The organism is Methylobacterium crusticola, from assembly GCF_003574465.1.
GTDB classification, from domain to species: Bacteria; Pseudomonadota; Alphaproteobacteria; order Rhizobiales; family Beijerinckiaceae; genus Methylobacterium; species Methylobacterium crusticola.
Genome location: NZ_QOWC01000168.1, coordinates 1 through 18,659, shown reverse-complemented (window position 1 = coordinate 18,659; position 18,659 = coordinate 1). Strand labels below are relative to the sequence as shown.

12 protein-coding genes are annotated in these 18,659 nt (G+C 74.8%); 1 reads left to right on the top strand and 11 read right to left on the bottom strand.

All coding sequences use genetic code 11. The features are described 5' to 3' along the window. Positions 1 to 58 precede the first annotated feature (58 nt). From DT057_RS28215 to DT057_RS28175, 9 genes are all read right to left on the bottom strand, one after another. Positions 59 to 2,815, bottom strand: a complete 2,757-nt coding sequence (locus DT057_RS28215; protein ID WP_128565409.1) for a molybdopterin-dependent oxidoreductase — start codon at positions 2,813 to 2,815, stop codon at positions 59 to 61. Beyond that, positions 2,815 to 3,663 (bottom strand): FAD binding domain-containing protein, encoded by an 849-nt coding sequence (locus DT057_RS28210; RefSeq protein ID WP_128565408.1) that lies wholly within the window; start codon positions 3,661 to 3,663, stop codon positions 2,815 to 2,817. The genes DT057_RS28215 and DT057_RS28210 overlap by 1 nt, the downstream gene beginning before the upstream one ends. After that, positions 3,663 to 5,366 (bottom strand): hydantoinase B/oxoprolinase family protein, encoded by a 1,704-nt coding sequence (locus DT057_RS28205; protein ID WP_128565407.1) that lies wholly within the window; start codon positions 5,364 to 5,366, stop codon positions 3,663 to 3,665. The genes DT057_RS28210 and DT057_RS28205 overlap by 1 nt, the downstream gene beginning before the upstream one ends. Beyond that, a complete protein-coding gene (locus tag DT057_RS28200) occupies positions 5,363 to 7,399 on the bottom strand; it encodes a hydantoinase/oxoprolinase family protein (RefSeq protein ID WP_203236399.1) in 2,037 nt (678 codons plus the stop codon). The genes DT057_RS28205 and DT057_RS28200 overlap by 4 nt, the downstream gene beginning before the upstream one ends. A gap of 65 nt (positions 7,400 to 7,464) precedes the next feature. Continuing rightward, on the bottom strand, positions 7,465 to 8,178 hold the full coding sequence (locus DT057_RS28195; RefSeq protein WP_128565405.1) for an ABC transporter ATP-binding protein: 714 nt from the start codon (positions 8,176 to 8,178) through the stop codon (positions 7,465 to 7,467). A gap of 1 nt (position 8,179) precedes the next feature. After that, a complete protein-coding gene (locus tag DT057_RS28190; RefSeq protein ID WP_128565404.1) occupies positions 8,180 to 8,962 on the bottom strand; it encodes an ABC transporter ATP-binding protein in 783 nt (260 codons plus the stop codon). After that, the gene (locus tag DT057_RS28185; RefSeq protein ID WP_128565403.1) at positions 8,959 to 10,845 is read right to left on the bottom strand and encodes an ABC transporter permease; all 1,887 of its coding nucleotides are present in this window, start codon (positions 10,843 to 10,845) and stop codon (positions 8,959 to 8,961) included. Before DT057_RS28185 ends, DT057_RS28190 begins: the two co-directional genes overlap by 4 nt. Positions 10,846 to 10,878: 33 nt before the next feature. Further along, positions 10,879 to 12,108, bottom strand: coding sequence for an ABC transporter substrate-binding protein (locus tag DT057_RS28180; protein WP_128565402.1), 1,230 nt, complete (start codon positions 12,106 to 12,108; stop codon positions 10,879 to 10,881). Between the two features lie 225 nt (positions 12,109 to 12,333). Continuing rightward, on the bottom strand, positions 12,334 to 13,503 hold the full coding sequence (locus tag DT057_RS28175; RefSeq protein ID WP_128565401.1) for an iron-containing alcohol dehydrogenase: 1,170 nt from the start codon (positions 13,501 to 13,503) through the stop codon (positions 12,334 to 12,336). A 347-nt stretch (positions 13,504 to 13,850) separates the two neighbouring features. Between DT057_RS28175 and DT057_RS28170 the strand changes: the two genes are divergently transcribed. Continuing rightward, entirely contained in the window at positions 13,851 to 15,563 is a 1,713-nt protein-coding gene (locus tag DT057_RS28170) for a thiamine pyrophosphate-requiring protein (RefSeq protein ID WP_128565400.1), read from the top strand. A 37-nt stretch (positions 15,564 to 15,600) separates the two neighbouring features. Here the strand turns inward: DT057_RS28170 and DT057_RS35670 are convergent, their stop codons facing one another. Next, a complete protein-coding gene (locus DT057_RS35670; RefSeq protein WP_162501533.1) occupies positions 15,601 to 15,750 on the bottom strand; it encodes a hypothetical protein in 150 nt (49 codons plus the stop codon). Between the two features lie 92 nt (positions 15,751 to 15,842). Then, on the bottom strand, positions 15,843 to 18,539 hold the full coding sequence (locus DT057_RS28165; protein WP_128565399.1) for an MGH1-like glycoside hydrolase domain-containing protein: 2,697 nt from the start codon (positions 18,537 to 18,539) through the stop codon (positions 15,843 to 15,845). Positions 18,540 to 18,659: the final 120 nt, after the last annotated feature.

The window sequence follows — 18,659 nt, the reverse complement described above, 5'->3', positions numbered from 1 at the left end:
GGGCCGCCCGCGGGGCGGCGGCCTCCTGCGGGGCGGCTGGGGCGCGCGGCGCGGGGGCTCATCGCGCCGCCTCCCGGGGGCCGGCCGCCGGGTGGAGCGCGGCGTGCAGCCGGTGCGGCAGCACCGGCACGCGGGTGAGGCGGGCGCCGGTGGCGTGCCGGATCGCCCCCAGGATCGCCGGGGCGGTCGCCACCAGGGCCGGCTCGCCGACGCCCTTGGCGCCGTAGGGGCCCTCCGGGTCCGGGTCCTCGATGATCCGCACCGCGATCTCCGGCATGTCGCCGACGGTGGGGATCAGGTAGTCGTGCAGGTTCTCGGTCCGGCCGGGGATGAATTCCTCCATCAGCGCGAGCCCGAGGCCCTGCGCGATGCCGCCGTGGATCTGGCCCTCGACCAGCGTCGGGTTCACGGCCCGGCCGACGTCGTGCGCGGCGGCGATGCGCACGACCCGCACGGTCGCCAGCACCGTGTCCACCTCCACCTCGGCCACCTGCGCGGCGAAGCCGTAGGTGGCGTACGGGATGCCCTGGCCGTTGGCGTCGAGGGCGGTGGTGGGCGGGTCGTACCAGCCCTCGCCCGCCAGCACCGCGCCGCTCGCGTCCCGGGGCAGGCGGCCGAGGTCGAGGGTGCGGCTCGCCGGCCCGTCCACGATCGAGAGGCGCGGGCCGTCGAGGACGAGGCGCGCCTCCGGCCCGGCATTCGCCAGGGCCAGGATCCTGCCCCTCAGGTCCTCGCCGGCGAGGCGGGCGGCGTTGCCCGACACGAAGGTCTGGCGCGAGGCCGAGGTCTTGCCCGCGTCGGGGGTCAGGTCGGTGTCGCCGACGACCGAGCGGAAGCGGTCGGGCGCGACCCCGAGCGCGTCGGCGGCGATCTGGAGCAGCACCGTGGACGAGCCCTGGCCGATGTCGACGGCGCCGTTGAGGAAGGTCAGGGCGCCGTCCGGGCCGAGCGTGATGCGCATCCGCGACGGGTTCGACATCGAGGTGTTGCCGCAGCCGTACCACATGCAGGCGATGCCGACGCCGCGCCGCAGGCGGGGGCCGGCGCGGTTGCGGGCCTCGGCGCTCGCGAGCCAGGCGGCGAAGTCGTCGCGCACGGCGTCGAGGCACTCGGGCAGGCCCGCCGAGGCGTGCAGCACCTGGCCGGACGGGGTCGCGTCGCCGTGGCCGAGCGCGTTGCGGCGCCGGATGGTCCAGCGGTCGATCCCGAGCGCCTCCGCGAGGTCGTCGATCAGCGTCTCGGCCGCGATCGTGGCCTGCGGCACCCCGAAGCCCCGGAAGGCGCCGGCCGGGGTGTCGTTGGTGTAGACCGCCCGGGTGCGGTTGCGCACGTGCGGCACCCGGTAGGGCCCGGGCGCGTGGACGGGCACGCGGTTGGCCACCGTCGGCCCCCAGGACGCGTAGGCGCCGGTGTTGAAGTCGCCCTCCATCTCGAAGGCCGTGAAGTGCCCGTCCGCGTCCGCCGACATCCGGGCCTCGATCGTGGCCGGGTGGCGCTTGGTGGTCGAGGCCATGCTCTCGGTGCGGGTGTAGGCCATCCGGACCGGCCGCCGCGTCAGCCAGGCCGCCACCGCCAGGATCGGCTGGAGCGAGACGTCGAGCTTGCCCCCGAAGCCGCCCCCGCAGGCCGTGGGCACGATCCGCACGCCCGCGAGCGGCAGGCCCAGCACCCGCGCCACGTCCTCCTGGTCCATGACCGGCGCCTGCGTGCAGGCCGTGACCGCGACGCGATCCCCGATCCGCTCGGCGTAGCCCGCCTCCGGCTCGATGTAGGCGTGCTCCACGAAGGCGGTCTCGAAGCGGCCCGAGGTCGTGGCGGCCCCGGCCGCGTGGCCCTGCGCGACGTCGCCGCGCTCGAGGCGGCCGCGGGTCAGCACGTTGTCGGGGGCGCCCGCGTGCAGCGCCGGGGCGCCGGGCGCCAGGGCCGCGGCCGTCCCCGAGAGGGCGGGCCCCACCGTGTAGACGACGGGCAGGTCGGCATCCGGGAAGGCCTCGACCGCCTCGCGGGTGCCCACCAGGGCCGCGACGGGGTCGCCGCGCATCCGCACGATCCCGTCGGCCAGCACCGGCTGGTCCTTGATGTGGGCGAACACCCCGAAGGAATTCTCGCCCGGGATGTCGCGCGCCGTGAGGATGCGGACGAGGCCCGGGTGGCGGGCGAGCGCCGGCCCGAGGTCGCCGAGGGCGAAGCGCGCGCAGGCGTGGGGCGAGCGCACGAGGCGCAGCCAGAGGGCGCCCTCCGGCTGGTGGTCGGCGCCGAAGCGGTCCGTGCCGGCGACCTTCGGGCGGCCGTCGACCCGGGCGATCCGGGCGCCCACCGCGGCGCCCGCCCCGGCCGCCGGCGCGAAGGCGTCGGCGCCGCGGGCCACGTCCATCACCGCGTCCACGATCTTGACGTAGCCGGTGCAGCGGCAGAGGACGCCGCCGAGGGCGTCGGCGATCTCCGCGCGCCCGGCCCGGGGGTTGCGGGCGAGGCCGTCGGCGGCGGCCAGGATCATGCCGGGGGTGCAGATCCCGCACTGCGCCGCCCCGTGGGCCAGGAACGCGTCGCGCAGGCGCTCGATCAGGCCGGCCGCGTCGGACCCCTCGATGGTGGTGACGGAGCGGCCCTCCACCTGGGCGGTCGGCACCAGGCAGGCGCAGACCTGCTCGCCGTCGAGCAGCACCGTGCAGGCGCCGCAATCGCCCGCCTCGCAGCCGACCTTGGTGCCGATGAGGTGCAGGCGCTCGCGCAGGGTGTCGGCCAGGGAGGCGAAGGGCGGCGCCGCGACCGTGCGCGTCACGCCGTTCACCGCGAACGTGATGGTCCCGGTCATCAGGCAGCCCTCCGGGCGGGCGGGTCGGCGAGGGCCGCGAGGCAGTCGGCCACGAGGGCGCGCGCCGCCGCCATCCGGTAGGCGGCGCTCGCCCGCACGTCGTCGATGGGCGCGAGGCCGGCGAGGTGCTGGGCGTGCACGAGGCCGGGCGCCCGCGCCAGGGCGACGCCCCGCAGCGCGGCCTCGAGGTCGGGCAGCCGCCGCGCCACCGCCCCGCAGGCCCCGACCGCGATGCGGGCCCGGGCGATGCGCTGCTCCGCGTCGGTCTCGACCACGGCCGCCGCCATGGCGATGGAGATCACGAGGTAGCGCCGCGCCCCGAGCTTCACGAAGTGGCCGCGTCCCGGGGCCTTGGGGATCAGGATCGCCGTGACGAGGTCGCGCGGCCCGGCCGCCGTCGTCCGGTAGCCGGTGAAGAAGCGCTCCGCCGGCACGCGGGCGCCCGAGACCTCGAAGGCCGCGTCGAGGGCGAGCAGGTTCGGGATGCCGTCGCCCGCCGGCGAGGCCGTGCAGGCGTTGCCCACGAGGGTGCCCCGGTTCTGGATCTGCACGCCGCCCACCGCCCGGGCGGCCCGCCTGAGCCCGTCGAGGAGGGGGGGCAGGTCGGCGCGGATCAGGTCGGTCCAGGTCGCGAGGGCGCCGATGCGCCAGTGGTCGCCCCGGTCCGCGATGCCGCGCAGGCTCGCGATCCCGGAGATGTCGAGGACGTCCGGGTGCGAGGGGTCGCCCCAGGCGCGGCGGCTGGCGTGGGCCGGGTAGACGTCGGTGCCCCCGGCCAGCACCGTGACGTCGTGCTCGCGCCGGATCGCGAGGGCCTCCGCGAGGCTCGAGGGGCGGTGGTAGCGCATCAGACGCGCCTCCCCGCGGGGGGCGGGCCCCAGAGCGCCTCGGCCTCGTCGGCCCGGTAGTAGCCCCGGGCGAGGTCGCGGGCGACGAGGGCCGGGTCGCGCTCCCCCGGGTCGCCGTACCCGCCGCCGCCCGGGGTCATGATCTCGACCCGGTCGCCGGCCCGGATGGCGATGTTCTGGTCCTTCGAGAGGTGGAGCGGGACGAGGGTCTCGGACCCGCGGTGGATCCGCACCACGTTCCGCGCCCCGTCCCGGCCGCCGCGCACGCCGGGCGGCCCGACGCGGCCGTGGTCCATCACGAAGGAGGCCCGGGCCTCGCCGCGCAGGAGCTCGACCTCGTAGTGGACCCCGAAGCCGCCCCGGTGGGCGCCCGCGCCCCCCGAGCCCTCCCGCAGGGCGAAGCGCCGGAAGAGGACCGGGTAGTACTGCTCCATCACCTCGACGGGGGCGGTCTTCGAGATGCCGATGGTCGAGCAGCCGTTGGAGAGCCCGTCGTGGAGGGCGTTGCCGCCGTAGCCGCCGCCGGTGATCTGGTACATGACGTAGGCGGCGTTCCGGGCCGGGTCGAAGCCGCCGAGCGCGAAGTTGCCCGAGGTGCCGGCGGGCGCCGCCGTGACGCGGTCGGGGATCGCCTGGACGAGGGCGAGGAACACCGCCTCGGCGATGCGCTGGCTCACCTCCGCGGCGCAGCCCGAGACGGGGCGCGGGTAGCGCGCGTCGAGGAAGGTGCCCTCGGGCCGCAGGATCGTGAGGGGCGCGAAGGTGCCGGCGTTGATCGGCACGTCCGGGAAGACGTGCTTCACCGCGAGGTAGACCGACGAGTAGGTCGTCGCCACCACGGAGTTCATCGGGCCGCGGCAGGGCGGGGACGAGCCCGTGAAGTCGAACGTCAGGGTGTCGCCGGCCTTGGTCAGGGCGAGCGCGATGCGCAGCGGCTCGTCCACCACGCCGTCGGAATCGACGAAGGCCTCGCTGCGGTAGGTGCCGTCCGGGATCTGCCGGATCTCGGCGCGCATGCGCTCGGCCGAGCGGGCCCGGATCTCCGCGACGGCCTGGTCGAGGGTGGCCCGGCCGTACTTCGCGAGGAGGTCCATGAGCCGGCTCTCGCCCACCATCAGGGCGGCGGCCTGGGCCTTGATGTCGCCGATGCGCTGGTCGGCCACCCGGATGTTGGAGGCGATGATGGCGAAGATCTCCGGGTCCATCGCGCCGCGCTTGAACAGCTTGACGGGGGGCAGGCGCAGGCCCTCCTGCTCGACCTCCGTGGCGTGGGCCGAGAAGCCGCCCGGGACCATCCCGCCGATGTCGGGCCAGTGGCCGGTGTTCTGGAGCCAGCAGAACAGCGCGCCCTCGACGAAGACCGGGCGCACGAAGCGCACGTCCATCAGGTGGGTGCCGCCGAGATAGGGGTCGTTGACGATGTAGACGTCGCCGGGCTCGGGCGCGCCGGCCCGGCCCTCGCGGATGAGCCGGATCAGCTCGCCCGTCGAGTACTGCATGGTGCCGACGAAGACCGGCAGGCCGTACTCGCCCTGCGCGATCAGCGCCCCGGTGTCGCGGTCGTAGATCCCGTCCGAGCGGTCGTCCGCCTCGGCGATCACGGGCGAGAAGGCCGAGCGCGAGAAGGCGATGTCCATCTCGTTGCAGACCTGCTGCAGCCCGGCCTGGACCACCGCGAGGGTGAGGGCGTCGATGGGCGTCATACCCGGATCCTCAGGTTGCCGATGGGATCGACCCGCGCCACCGCCCCGGGCTCGAGCACCGTGGTGGCGTCGATCTGCTGGATCACCGCCGGGCCGGCGATCTCGGCCCCCTCGGGCAGGGCCTCGCGGGCGTAGACCGCGGCGTCGTGCCAGCGCCCGTCGGCGTAGAGGGCGCGGGTGCCCAGCCGGGCGCCGGCGAGGTCCGTGCGGCGCGCCGGATCGAGGAGCGCCGCGAGCGGGAAGGCCCGGCGGCGGCCGATGACCGAGGTGACGAGGTTGACCACCACGGCCCGGATCTCCGGCAGCCGGACCTGGAAGCGCCGGAAGTAGGCGGCCTCGAACAGGGCCTGCATCGCCGCGCGGTCGAGGTCCGGGGCGGGCAGGGCCACGCGGATCAGGTGGGTCTGCCCGCGGAACTGCATGTCGGCGCCGTGCGTCACCGTGGTCTCGACGATCTCGGCCTGCTCCTCGGCCACCACCGCGAGCGCCTCCGCGGCCTGCGCCTCGAGGACGCCGCGCACCTCCGCCATGTCGAGGCCGTCGAGGGGGCGGTTGAGGGTGTTGACCCGGTCCTGGCGCAGGTCGGCGACGAGGCAGCCGAGCGCGTTGGTGAGGCCGGGCCGGGCCGGCACCAGCACCTCCGGGATGCCGAGCTCGCGCGCGAGCGCCACCGCGTGCAGCGGGCCGGCCCCCCCGAAGGCGAACAGCACGAAGTCGCGCGGGTCGTAGCCCCGCGACAGCGACACCATGCGGATCGCCCCCGTCATGTGGACGTTGCCGAGGCGGATCACCGCGGCGGCGGCCTCCTCGACGCTCATGCCGAGGGGCCCGGCGAGGTCGCGCGCGAAGGCCGCCCGGATCGCCTCGATCGGGACGCCCTCCCGCACGGCGGTGAGCCGGGCGGGGTCGAGGCGCCCGAGGACGAGGTTCGCATCCGTGATGGTCGGCCGCGTGCCGCCGCGGCCGTAGCCGATCGGGCCGGGCTCGGAGCCGGCGCTGTGGGGGCCGACCTGGAGCATCCCGGCCCGGTTGACGGCGGCGATCGAGCCGCCGCCGGCCCCGACCGTGTGCACGTCGACCATCGGCAGGTGGATCGGCAGGCCGTAATCGATGGTGAGCTCGGCCGAGACCTCCGGCACGCCGCCCGCGATGAGCGCCACGTCGGTCGAGGTGCCGCCCATGTCGTACGTGATGGCGTTGGCGAGGCCCGACTGGGCCAGGGTCGCGGCGGCCGCCATCACGCCGGAGGCCGGGCCCGACATCACGGTCTTGGCGGCGGCCTCGACCACGTGGCCGGCCGGCACGGTGCCGCCGTTGCCGTTCATGACGAGCAGGTCGCGGGTGAAGCCCTGCCGGCTGAGCTCGTCCTGGAGCCGCCGGACGTAGCGGTCGAGGATCGGCTGCACGGCGGCGTTGACCGAGGCCGTGGTGCCGCGCTCGTACTCGCGGAACTCCGACAGGAGGGCGTGGCCGAGGGTGACGTAGGGGTTGGGCCAGAGCGCGCGGGCGATGGCGCCGGCGGCCCGCTCGTGCTCCGGGTTGGCGTAGGCGTGCAGGAAGTGGATCACGAGGGCCTCGCAGCCCTGCGCCAGGAGCGCGCGCACCGCCGCCCGCACCGCCTCCGCGTCGAGGGGCGTGCGCACGCTCCCGTCGGCCATCACCCGCTCGGGCACCTCGCGGCGCAGCTCGCGCGGGATCAGCGGCTCGAAGGTGCCGAACAGCCCGTAGGGCTTCGGCCGGGTGCGCCGCCCGAGCTCGAGGACGTCGCGGAAGCCCTCCGTGGTGATGAGGCCGACCCGGGCGACCTTGCGCTCCAGGACCGCGTTGGTGGTCGCCGTGGTGCCGTGGATGACGAGGTCGAGCGCGGCCGGGGCGACCTTGGCCGCCGCGATCGCCGCGAGGACGCCGCCCGCCTGGTTGCCCGCACTGGTCGGCACCTTGGCGAGCCGCACCCGCACGCCGTCCGGACCTGCCTCCGTCAGGAGCAGGTCGGTGAAGGTGCCACCGACATCGATGCCCGCCACGCGTCTCACGTCACACCTCGATCGTTCGCCTACGAACGGACTTCCGGGACGGCCGCCGGCGGCCCCGCCCGCCCTCACACCGTCAGGTACGCCTCCCGCACCCCCTCGTCCGCCTCGAGCTGCGCCATCGTGCCCTCGAACCGGATCGCGCCCTTCTCGATCACGTAGGCCCGGTCGGAGACCGCGGAGGCGAAGTAGAGGTTCTGCTCGCAGAGCAGCACCGCGATGCCCTCCCGCTTCATGCGCAGGACCGCCTCGGCCATCTGCTCGACGATGACGGGGGCGAGGCCCTCCGAGGGCTCGTCGAGCAGGACCGCGTGGGGGTTGCCCATCAGGGTGCGGGCGATGGTGAGCATCTGCTGCTCGCCCCCCGACATCGCCGAGGCGCGCCGGCCGCGCATCTCGGCGAGGTTCGGGAAGATCGAGAACAGCGTCTCGGCCGTCCAGGGCCGGCGCCCGTCGGTGGGCGCCTTGCGGCCGACCTCGAGGTTCTCGTACACCGTGAGGTCGGTGAAGATGCGCCGCTCCTCCGGCACGTAGCCGAGGCCGAGCCGCGCGATGCGGTAGGGCTCCCACCCGGTCACGGCCCGGCCCTCGAACGCGACCGTGCCGCCGGTCGGCGCCAGCAGCCCCATGATGGCCCGCAGGGTCGTCGACTTGCCGGCGCCGTTGCGGCCCATCAGGGCCACGACCTCGCCCCGGCGCAGGCTCAGGGTGGCGCCGAACAGCACCTCCGCCCGCCCGTAGGCGGCCCGCAGGCCCGCGACCTCGAGGAGGGGGACCGCCATGTCAGGCCACCGCCTTGCGGCGGGCCTCGAGCGCCGCCCTGGCCCCCGCCTCGCCGAGGTAGACCTGCTTGACGAGGGCGTTCGCCCGGATCTCCTCGGGCGCGCCGGCCGCGATGACCTCGCCGCGCACGAGCACCAGCACCCGGTCGGCGTGGCCGAAGACCGCGTCCATGTCGTGCTCGGTGTAGAGGACGCCGATGCCCTGCTGGCGCGCCACCCGGGCGGTGAGCGCCATGAGGCCGCTGCGCTCGCGCGGGGCCATGCCGGCGGTGGGCTCGTCCATCAGGAGGAGCTTCGGGCTCGAGGCGAGGGCCACGGCGAGCTCCACCCGCTTGACGTCGCCGTAGGCCAGCTCCGAGACGGGCCGGTCGGCGCCCGGCCGCATCCCCACCTCGCCGAGCAGCACCAGCGCCTCGTCCCGGTAGAGCGCCCGGGCGTCGGCCAGCAGGCTGCGGCTGCGGCCAAAGCGGGAGACGAGCGCCATCTGGACGTTCTCGGCCACCGTCATCGACACGAAGGTCTGGGCGACCTGGAAGGTGCGCCCGACGCCGCTGCGCCAGATCGCCCGGGCGGGCAGGCCGGCGATGGGGGCGCCCGCGAGCGTCACGGTGCCGGAATCGGGCTTGAGCTGCCCGCCCACCATGTTGAAGGTGGTCGACTTGCCGGCGCCGTTCGGCCCGATGATCGCCAGCATCTCGCCGGCCGCAAGGGTGAACGACACGTCCCGGGCGGCGGCGACGCCCCCGAAGTGCTTGGTCAGGCGGTCGACGACGAGGAGGGTCATGCCGAGGCCGCCGCCGGCTTGGCGCGGCCCATCCGGCCGCGGATCGCGTCGGCGGCGCCCGCGAGGCCGCGGGGGAAGGCCAGCACGGTCGCGATGATGGCGAGCCCGAGCAGCAGGCGCCAGAACTCGGTGAGCGGCATCACGGCGTCCTTCAGCGCGTGGAAGAACGCCGCGCCGACGAGGGGCCCCATCACGGTCTGGATGCCGCCGACGAGCACCATCACCAGGAGGTCGATCGAGAGCGGGATCGCCGTGAGGGTCGGGTCGATGGAGCCCTTCTGGAAGGCGTAGAGCCCGCCCGCGAGCCCGGCCGCGGCGCCCGCCAGCGTGAAGGCGAGCCAGCGGTGGGCGCGCACCCCGAGGCCGATCGCCTCGGCGCGGGTGGCGGAATCGCGGGCGGCCCGCAGGGTGTAGCCGAAGGGGGCGTAGATCATCCGGCGCAGGCCCAGGATCGCGCACAGCGCCACCGCCGCCACGAGGTAGAAGTACACGGTGCGGTTCGCCGCCCAGGGCGCCGGCCAGACGCCGACCACGCCGTTGTCGCCCCCCGTGACCTCGACCCACTGGAAGCAGACCGCGTAGACGATCTGCGCGAAGGCGAGGGTCAGCATCGCGAGGTAGATGCCCGACAGGCGCACGATGAAGAAGCCGAACAGGGCGGCGCCCGCGCCCGCCGCCAGGGGCGCCGCCAGGAGGGCGAGCGCCATCGGGGCCTTGAGCGGCCCGGTGACGAGGAGGCCGGCCGCGTAGGCGCCGAGGCCGAAATAGGCCGCGTGCCCGAACGAGACGAGGCCGCCGACCCCGACCAGGAACTGGAGCGAGAAGGCCGCGAGGGCGAAGATCAGGATCTCGGTCGCGACCTTCACCTTGTAGGCGTCCCCGAGCAGCGGCAGCGCCAGGAGCGCCGCGACCGCGACCGCGGCGAGCGCCGCCTCGGGCGGGCGGAAGCGGCGCAGGGCCAGGATGCCCTCCGGGGGCAGGACCCGGCCGGACCCGGCCTCCGGCCGCCCGAGCAGGCCCCAGGGCTTGACCACCAGCACCACCGCCATCAGGGCGAAGACCAGCACCAGGGTCGCCTTGGGGAAGACCAGGATGCCGAAGGCCTGGAGCTGCCCGATCAGGAGGGCGGCCAGGAAGGCGCCCGGCACCGAGCCCATGCCGCCGATCACCGTGACCACGAAGGCGTCGGTGATGACCGCGAGGTCCATGTGGGAATTGGCCGGGACGCGGGGGATCTGGAGCGCGCCGCCGAGGCCCGCGAGGCTCGCGCCGAGGAACAGCGTCAGGGTGAACAGGCGCGCCTGGTTGACGCCGAGGGCGCCGACCATGTCGCGGTCCTGCGTGGCCGCCCGGATCAGCACGCCGAAGCGGGTCCGGTGCATGAGGAGCCAGAGCAGGCCGAGCACCAGGGGCCCGACGCCGATGAGCACGAGCTCGTAGGCCGGGAAGCGCTGGCCCATGATCTCGACGCCGTGGCGCAGGGCCGGCGCCCGGGGCCCCGCGAGGTCGACCGGGCCCCAGACCTTGAGGACCAGGTCCTCGACGACGAGCACGATCCCGAAGGTGGCGAGGAGCTGGAACAGCTCCGGCACCCGGTAGATGCGGCGCAGCAGCAGCACCTCGACGGCGACGCCGATCAGCCCGACGACGAGGGCCGAGATCAGCACGCCGAGGAAGAACGCGGCGGGCGAGTAGGAGAGATCGAGGAGCCGCGGCACCACCGTGACGGCGATGTAGGCCCCCAGCATGTAGAACGAGCCGTGGGCGAAGTTCACGATGCGGGTGACCCCGAACACGATCGTGAGCCCGGAGGCGATCACGAACAGCGACGAGGCGCTGGCGAGGCCCGACAGCGACTGCAGGACGAGAAAGGCCGGATCCATGGTCGCCGTCGCCTCCGTGGCTCTGGGGCCCGCTCAGGCCTTGCGGGCCGCCCGGACCTCGGCCTCGGGGAACATGTAGTGGGCGCCGTCGGCGTAGCGCACCTTCGTCATGGTGCCCTGGCGGCCGTTCAGCGCCGTCTCGCCGACCCAGGCGCCGAGCGTCGACTGGTGGTCGAGGGCCCGCATCGTCACCGGACCCGCGATGGTCTCGGACGTCAGCCCCTCGAGGGCGCCGATCAGCCGCTCGGTCTCGGTCGACTGCGCGCGCTCCAGCATGTCGCGGATCATGTGCACCACGACGTAGCCGAGGAGCGAGCCGAGGCGCGGCGTGTCGTTGAAGCGGGCCCGGTAGGCGGCCACGAACTCCCGGTGGCCGGGCGTGTCGATCGTCTCCCAGGGGTAGCCGGTGGTGACCCAGCCCTCCGGCGTCTCGTCGCCGAGCGGGATCATGTACTCGGGCTCGCCCGTGAGCAGGCTCGCCACCGTGCGCTTCTCGAACAGGCCGCGGGTGTTGCCCTCGCGCACGAAGGCCGTGAGGTCGGCGCCGAACAGCACGTTGAACAGGCCGTCGGCCCGCGTCTGCGCCAGGGCCCCGACCGTGGCGCCGGCATCGACCTTGCCGAGGGCCGGGAACTGCTCGCCCACCACCTCGAAGCCCGGGACCGCGGCGGCCATCAGGCGCTTGAAGTTGGCGGCGGCCGACTGGCCGTACTCGTAGTTCGGCGCCACGATGGCCCAGCGCCTGACGCCGCGGTCCTTCACGGCGTCGACCAGCATCCGGGTCTGCATGTAGGTGTTGGGCCGCACCCGGAAGGTGTAGCGGTTGCCGCTCCCCATGGTGAGCGCGTCCGTGAGGGGCTCGGTGGCGAGGAACAGCACCTTGCGCTGGTTGGCGAAGTCCGCGACCGCGAGGCCGACGTTCGACAGGAAGGTGCCGCACAGGAAGGCGACGTTCTCGCGGGTGACGAGCTCCTCGGCGACCCGGGCCGCGTCGCCCGGCGTCGAGCCGTCGTCGCGGAACACGATCTCGAGCGGGCGGCCGCCCAGGGCCTTGATGCCGCCGGCCTTGTTGATCGCCGCCTCGGCGAGCTGCATGGCGTTGCGGTAGGGCACCGCGAAGGCGGCCATGCGGCCGTAGGAGTTCAGCTCCCCGACCCGGATCGGCCCCGCGCCCTGCGCCGCGACCCGGGAGGCCGAGAGACCGAAGGGCGCTGCGGCGAGCCCGCCCACCACGGCGCGACGGGACACGGGGCGGATGGTCATGGCGCGAACCTCCTGTGGCCTCCGGGCGCGACGCGGCGCGGCGTCCCGCCCGCGGCCGGGCTGCAAGGTCATTCGTAGGCGAACGATACTGCCCTTGCCCACGGACGCAAAGGGGAGGAAATGCGGAAAAGTCGGGCGCCCTCCGCCGCCGGATTGGGCGGGCCCGCGCGTTTGCCGGACAGGCGGCCGCGCCGCTCCGGCGCGACCGCGCGGGCGCCCGAGCGCTCAGGCGCGGGCGTGCGAGCGGGCCCCCGCCTCTCCCGCCCCGAGGGCCGCGCGGAACAGGGCCCGGATCTCCTCCGGCCCGACCGGGCGGCCGTTCGTCGCGGTCGAGTGGTCCTCGACCGCCCAGGGGACGAGCGCCTCGCACTCCTCCTCCGTCACCCCCATGACGGCGAGGTCCCGCGGCAGCCCGAGGTCGCGGTTGAGGGCGTCGATCGCGTCCGCGACGTCGGCCCCCTCGGGCAGGCCCATGGCGGTCCGGAGGGCGGCGTACTTGCCGGCGCAGGCCGGGGCGTTGAAGCGCAGCACGTGCGGCAGGATCACGGCGTTGAGGGTGCCGTGGTGGAGGCGCTTGGTCTTGTGGCCGCCGAGGGCGTGCGACATCGAGTGGACGGCGCCGAGGCCCTTCTGGAAGGTCATGCCGCCCTCGAGGGCGGCCATCATCATGTCCTCGCGGGCCTCGACGTCGCCCCCGTCCCGCACCGCCCGGCGCAGGGCCCGCATGGCGCGGCTCAGCCCGTCGAGGGCGATGGCCTCGGCGGGCGGGTTGTGGCGGGGGCTCAGGTAGGTCTCGATGCAGTGCGTGACCGCGTCCATGCCGGTCGCCGCCGTGAGGCCCGGCGGCAGCCCGAGGGTGAGGTCGGGATCGCAGATCGCGACGTTCGGGATCAGCGAGGGGGCGATGAAGCCGAGCTTGCGCCCGTCCGCCAGGGTGATGAGGGCGGCGCGCCCGACCTCGCTGCCGGTGCCGGCGGTGGTCGGCACCGCCAGGACCGGGGGCTGGTCGGGCCGGATCCGGGGCAGCCCGCCGAGGATCGCGGCGTAGCGCGACAGGGGCTCCTCGTGGGTGACGAGGAGCGCCACGCCCTTGGCGAGGTCGAGGGGCGAGCCGCCGCCCACCGCCAGGACCGCGTCGCACCCCTCCGCCCGGAAGCGGTCGCGGGCGGCGAGCACCGCCGCCTCGGTCGGGTTCTCGGGCGTCTCCGCGAAGACCGGCGTGCCGGCGGGCAGGCCGGCGGCCTCGCGGATGCGGTCGATCAGGCCCGCCGCCACGACCCCGCGGTCGGTGACGATGAGAGGCCGGGCCGCGCCGAGGAGCGCGAGTTCCTCGGCGATGAGGCGGATCGCGCCGCGCTCGAACTGGATCCGGGTGAGGTAGGTGATGAGGCTCATGCGGACCTGACTGGCCTGGGGGCGGGGCGCGCGGATCCGGCGAGGGCGGCAGGGGGAGGCCGGCGCCCGGCCGGAAACGCCGTGCCCGATCGGTTCGTCCTCCCGCGCGCCTCTCCGGACGTTCCCGGCGAGGCTTACCACAGGTCACGGCCGGGATGCACGCCCGGCACCCGGCGGGTCGTGGCTCGGTCCGGATTTCTGGGCGGGCTCAGGCCGGAGGTTCCCGCGATGGTTTGGGGCCCTACGATCTTGCGCGCGCGCCACCGCGGCGCGATGATCGGGCCGCGACCCCGGGAACGGGGCGCCGCCGCCCGGCCACGACGCCGGGCGCCCGGAGGAGACACCCGATGTACACCGCGAGCAGCGCCTTCCTGGACGCGTTGGGCGAGCACGGCGTCACCCACGTCTTCGCCAATTTCGGCAGCGACCACCCGGCCCTGATCGAGGCGATCGCGGAGGCGCGGGCGCATGGCCGGCCGATCCCCCGGATCGTCACCTGCCCGAACGAGATGGTCGGGATGAGCGCCGCCCACGGCTTCTGGCAGGCGAGCGGCGTGCCGCAGGCGGTGGTGGTCCACGTCGAGTGCGGCACCCAGGCTCTCGCCGGCGCGGTCCACAACGCCGACAAGGGCCGCGCCCCGATGCTGATCTTCGCCGGCGCCTCGCCCTTCACGCAGGAGGGCGAGCTGAAGGGCAGCCGCAACGAGTTCATCCAGTGGATCCAGGACGTCCACGACCAGCGCGGCATCGTGCGCGGCTACATGCGGTACGACGCCGAGCTGAGGACCGGGCGGACCATCAAGGACATGGTCCACCGCGCGCTGCAATTCGCGCGCTCCGACCCCAAGGGCCCGGTCTACCTGATGGGCGCCCGCGAGGTGATGGAGGAGGAGGTCGCCCCGCGGCCCGACACGGCGGCGCGCTGGCGCCCGATCGCCCCCGCCTCCCTGTCGGCGGAGGCGGTCGCCGGGATCGGGGCGGCGCTCGCGGGCGCGCGCCGGCCCCTGGTGGTGACCTCGTATCTCGGGCGCAACCCGGAGGCGGTGGCGCCCCTCGTGGCGCTCTGCCGCCGCCTCGGCGTCGGGGTGCTCGAATCGGTGCCGAACGCGGTGAACTTCCCGCACGACGACCCCCTCTACCAGGGCAACCAGTGGAACGAGCCGCGCCAGAACCCGGTCCTCGCCGAGGCCGACGTGGTGCTGGTGGTCGACAGCGACGTGCCGTGGATCCCCACCGTGTCGCGGCCCTCCCCCGAGGCCCGGATCTTCCACCTCGACGTCGATCCCCTGAAGCAGCAGATGCCGCTGTTCCACATCGGCGCCGAGGGCGTCTTCCGGGCCGACGCCGCGACGGCCCTGGCCCAGCTCGCCGCCTTCGCCGGGGCGGCCGCCCTCGACGCCGGCCGCGCGGCGGAGCGCGCCGCCCACTACGCGGGCCTGCACGCGGCCCGCGCCCGCGCCCTGGCGGCGCGCGAGGCGCCGGGACCGGGCCCCGTCACGGTGCCCCACCTCGTCGCGGCCCTGCGACGGCAGGCGGGCGCCGAGGCGCTCTTCCTCAGCGAGAGCATCACGAGTTACGGCACCGTCCTCGACCACCTCGCGCCGACGCGGCCCGGGAGCGTCCTCACGAGCGGGGGCGGCTCGCTCGGCTGGAACGGCGGCGCCGCGGTGGGCGCCAAGCTCGCCCGGCCCGACGCCACCGTGGTGGCGATCTGCGGCGACGGCTCGTACCTGTTCAGCGTGCCCTCCTCGGTGCACTGGATGGCGCGCCGCTACGGGGCGCCCTTCCTCCAGGTGGTGCTCAACAACCGGGGCTGGAAGGCGCCCAAGCAGTCGACGCTCGCGGTGCATCCCGACGGCTACGCCGCGCGGGCGGACAGCCTCGACACCTCCTTCGACCCGGCCCCGGACTACGCCGGGATCGCGGCGGCCTCCGGCGGCGCCTGGGGCCGGCGCGTCGACGACCCGGCGCAGGTCGAGGCGGCGGTGGCCGAAGCCCTGCGGGTGGTGCGCGAGGAGCGCCGCGCCGCCGTGCTCGACGTGTGGCTGGAGCACCTGTGAGGGCGCGCCGGGGGGCACACTACCTGGTCTCGAACAATCACGTCATCGCCGGCGAGAACGGCGCCACCATCGGCGACGTCATTGTCCAGCCCGGCACGCTCGACCTGACGAGCAGCGCATTGTCGCCGATGGCGGATCTGAAGACGCTGAATGCCCAGCTCTGGATGGCGAAGCTGTCGGCTTTCACGCAGCTCCACCTCATCGCCACCGACGGTCCCCCGGGCCCGCGGCGGCCCTGCGCAGGCCCGCGGCGGCCCCCGGGTCCGCGCAGGGCCGCCGTCAGGGCCCCGGCGCCACGGGCACCCGCCCGCCCGGGACCGGCCGGCGCGGCTGGAGCAGGAGGGCGAGGAGGCCGGTCCAGCCGGTCTGGTGCGCGGCCCCGAGCCCGGCGCCGGTGTCGCCGTGGAAGTACTCGTGGAACGGCACGTGGTCGCGGAAGGCCGGGTCGTCCTGGAACAGGGCCCGGTCGCCCAGCACCGCGCGGCGCCCGTCCGGGCCGCGCAGGACCAGCCGGGTCAGGCGCCGGGTGAGCTCGTCGGCGATCTCCGCCAGGTCGAGGTAGCGCCCCGACCCCGTCGGGCACTCGACCTTGAACTCGGGCCCGTAGAAGCGGGCGAACTCGGTCAGGGCCTCCACGAGCAGGTAGTTGATCGGCAGCCAGATCGGGCCGCGCCAGTTCGAGTTGCCGCCGAACACCGCGGTGGTGGATTCGCCCGGCTCGTAATCGACCGCGTAGGTCTCGCCCCCCCAGGGAAAGCGGAACGGCGCCGCCGCGTGGGCCTTCGAGACCGAGCGCACGCCGTGATCCGACAGGAACTCGCTCTCGTCGAGCAGGCGGGTGAGCAGCGCCTTCATGCGGTGGCGGCGCAGGAGCGAGAGCAGCACCCGGTTGCCCCGGCCCGGCTCCTCCCAGCGCGAGACCAGGGTGGCGAGGTCGGGCCGGTGGGTCAGCATCCAGCGGGCGCGGGCCGCGAAGGCCGGGAAGCGCTGCGGCAGAGCGTCGTCCAGGACCTCGACGGCGCAGAGCGGGATCAGCCCGACGAGGGAGCGCACCCGCAGGGGGATCTGGCGCCCGTCCGGCAGGCTGAGCACGTCGTAGTAGAACGCGTCTGTCTCGTCCCACAGGCCGGTGCCCTCGCCGGAGCCGCCCACGTGGGTCATGGCGCCGGCGATGTAGAGGAAGTGCTCGAAGAACTTGGTGGCGATGTCCTCGTAGACCGGGTCGTCGACCGCCAGTTCCAGGGCGATGCGCATCAGGTTGAGGGTGTACATCGCCATCCAGGCGGTCCCGTCCGCCTGGTTGAGGGTGCCGCCGGTGGGCAGCGTCGCCGAGCGGTCGAAGATGCCGATGTTGTCGAGGCCGAGGAAGCCGCCCTGGAAGATGTTCCGGTCGCCGGCATCCTTGCGGTTCACCCACCAGGTGAAGTTCAGCATCAGCTTGTGGAAGACGCGCTCCAGGAAGTCTCGGTCCGCCCGGCCGGTGAGCGCCTGGTCCATGCGGTAGACCCGCAGGGCCGCCCAGGCGTGGACCGGCGGGTTGACGTCGCCGAAGGCCCACTCGTAGGCGGGCAGCTGCCCGTTCGGGTGCATGTACCACTCGCGCGTCAGCAGGATGAGCTGGCCCTTGGCGAAGGCCGGGTCGATCAGCGCGAAGGTGACGCAGTGGAAGGCGAGGTCCCAGGCCGCGTACCAGGGGTACTCCCACTTGTCGGGCATCGACACGATGTCGGCGTTGTTGAGGTGGGTCCAGTCGCGGTCGCGGCCGGCCCGGCGCGCGGCCGGGGGCGCGGGCTGGGCCGGGTCGCCGGCGAGCCAGCGGCGGACGTCGAAATTGTAGAACTGCTTCGACCACAGCATGCCGGCGAGTGCCTGGCGCTGGACCGCGCGGGCATCCGGGTCGGGGATGTCGCGCTGGAGCACGGCGTAGAAGGCGTCCGCCTCCGCGAGGCGCCGGGCGAGGAGCGCGTCGAAGGCGGCGGCGTCGCGCTCGTCCGGGCTCGCCGCGGGCGCGAAGCGGTAGCGCAGCACCACGACGGCGCCGGCCGCGACCTCGAGCCGGCCGTGCGCCGCGCACTTCGTGCCCTCCCGCAGGGGGTTCACGGCCTCGTGCCGGCCCGCGACGAGCCAGTCGTTGATCGCGTCCTTGGGGTGGGCGGGGCCGTCGGTGCCGAACAGCCGCCGCGTGTTGGTCTCGTTCTCGCAGAACAGGAACTCGGCCGGCTGGAGGCTCGCGAACCGCATCGGCGGCAGGCTCGTGCGGGTGGCCTCGACGGCGCCGGTCTCGGTCAGGCGCAGGAGCGGGCGGGGCCGGTCCGGCTCCCACGCCCAGGTGTTGCGCGACCAGAGCTGCGGCAGGACGTGGAGGTCGGCCGCCGCGGGGCCGCGATTGACCACCGTGACCCGCATCAGGATGTCGTCGGGCGCGGCCTTGGCGTACTCCACGGTGACGTCGAAGTAGCGGCCCCCGTCGAAGGCGCCCGTGTCGGCGATCTCGTATTCCGGCAGGTTCCGGCCCCTGCGCCGGCCGTTCTCGGCCACGAGGTCGGCGTACGGGAAGGCGCCCTGCGGGTACTTGTAGAGCATCCGCATGTAGGAGTGCGTCGGGGTGCCGTCGAGGTACCACCACAGCTCCTTGACGTCCTCGCCGTGGTTGCCCTCGCCGTTGGTGAGCCCGAACATCCGCTCCTTGAGGATCGGGTCGCGCCCGTTCCAGAGCGCGAGGCCGAGGCACCAGAGCTGGCGGTCGTCGCTGAACCCGGCGATGCCGTCCTCGCCCCAGCGGTAGGCCCGGGAGCGGGCGTGGTCGTGGGGCAGGTAGTCCCAGGCCGTGCCGCCCTCGCTGTAATCCTCCCGGACCGTGCCCCACTGGCGCTCGCTCAGGTAGGGCCCCCAGCGGTGCCAGCCCCCCGGCGCGACGGCCTCCAGGCGGCGGCCCTCCTCGGTGTCGAGGAGGCGCGGGGCGTCGGGCTCGGGCATCGTCGTCTCCGTCACCAGGGCATCGGTTCGAGGCGCCGGCGCCGCGCCGGGGGCAGGCCGACGCCGGTGAGGGGCCGCGGATCCCGGGCGGGCGCCGGCCGCGCCCGGCGCGGCGGCGCG

Bases quoted from the DNA above. Each gene is read 5' to 3' on its own strand.
- DT057_RS28215 (WP_128565409.1), bottom strand. From the start codon at position 2,815: ATGACCGGGACCATCACGTTCGCGGTGAACGGCGTGACGCGCACGGTC.
- DT057_RS28210 (WP_128565408.1), bottom strand. From the start codon at position 3,663: ATGCGCTACCACCGCCCCTCGAGCCTCGCGGAGGCCCTCGCGATCCGG.
- DT057_RS28205 (WP_128565407.1), bottom strand. From the start codon at position 5,366: ATGACGCCCATCGACGCCCTCACCCTCGCGGTGGTCCAGGCCGGGCTG.
- DT057_RS28195 (WP_128565405.1), bottom strand. From the start codon at position 8,178: ATGGCGGTCCCCCTCCTCGAGGTCGCGGGCCTGCGGGCCGCCTACGGG.
- DT057_RS28190 (WP_128565404.1), bottom strand. From the start codon at position 8,962: ATGACCCTCCTCGTCGTCGACCGCCTGACCAAGCACTTCGGGGGCGTC.
- DT057_RS28185 (WP_128565403.1), bottom strand. From the start codon at position 10,845: ATGGATCCGGCCTTTCTCGTCCTGCAGTCGCTGTCGGGCCTCGCCAGC.
- DT057_RS28180 (WP_128565402.1), bottom strand. From the start codon at position 12,108: ATGACCATCCGCCCCGTGTCCCGTCGCGCCGTGGTGGGCGGGCTCGCC.
- DT057_RS28175 (WP_128565401.1), bottom strand. From the start codon at position 13,503: ATGAGCCTCATCACCTACCTCACCCGGATCCAGTTCGAGCGCGGCGCG.
- DT057_RS28170 (WP_128565400.1), top strand. From the start codon at position 13,851: ATGTACACCGCGAGCAGCGCCTTCCTGGACGCGTTGGGCGAGCACGGC.
- DT057_RS28165 (WP_128565399.1), bottom strand. From the start codon at position 18,539: ATGCCCGAGCCCGACGCCCCGCGCCTCCTCGACACCGAGGAGGGCCGC.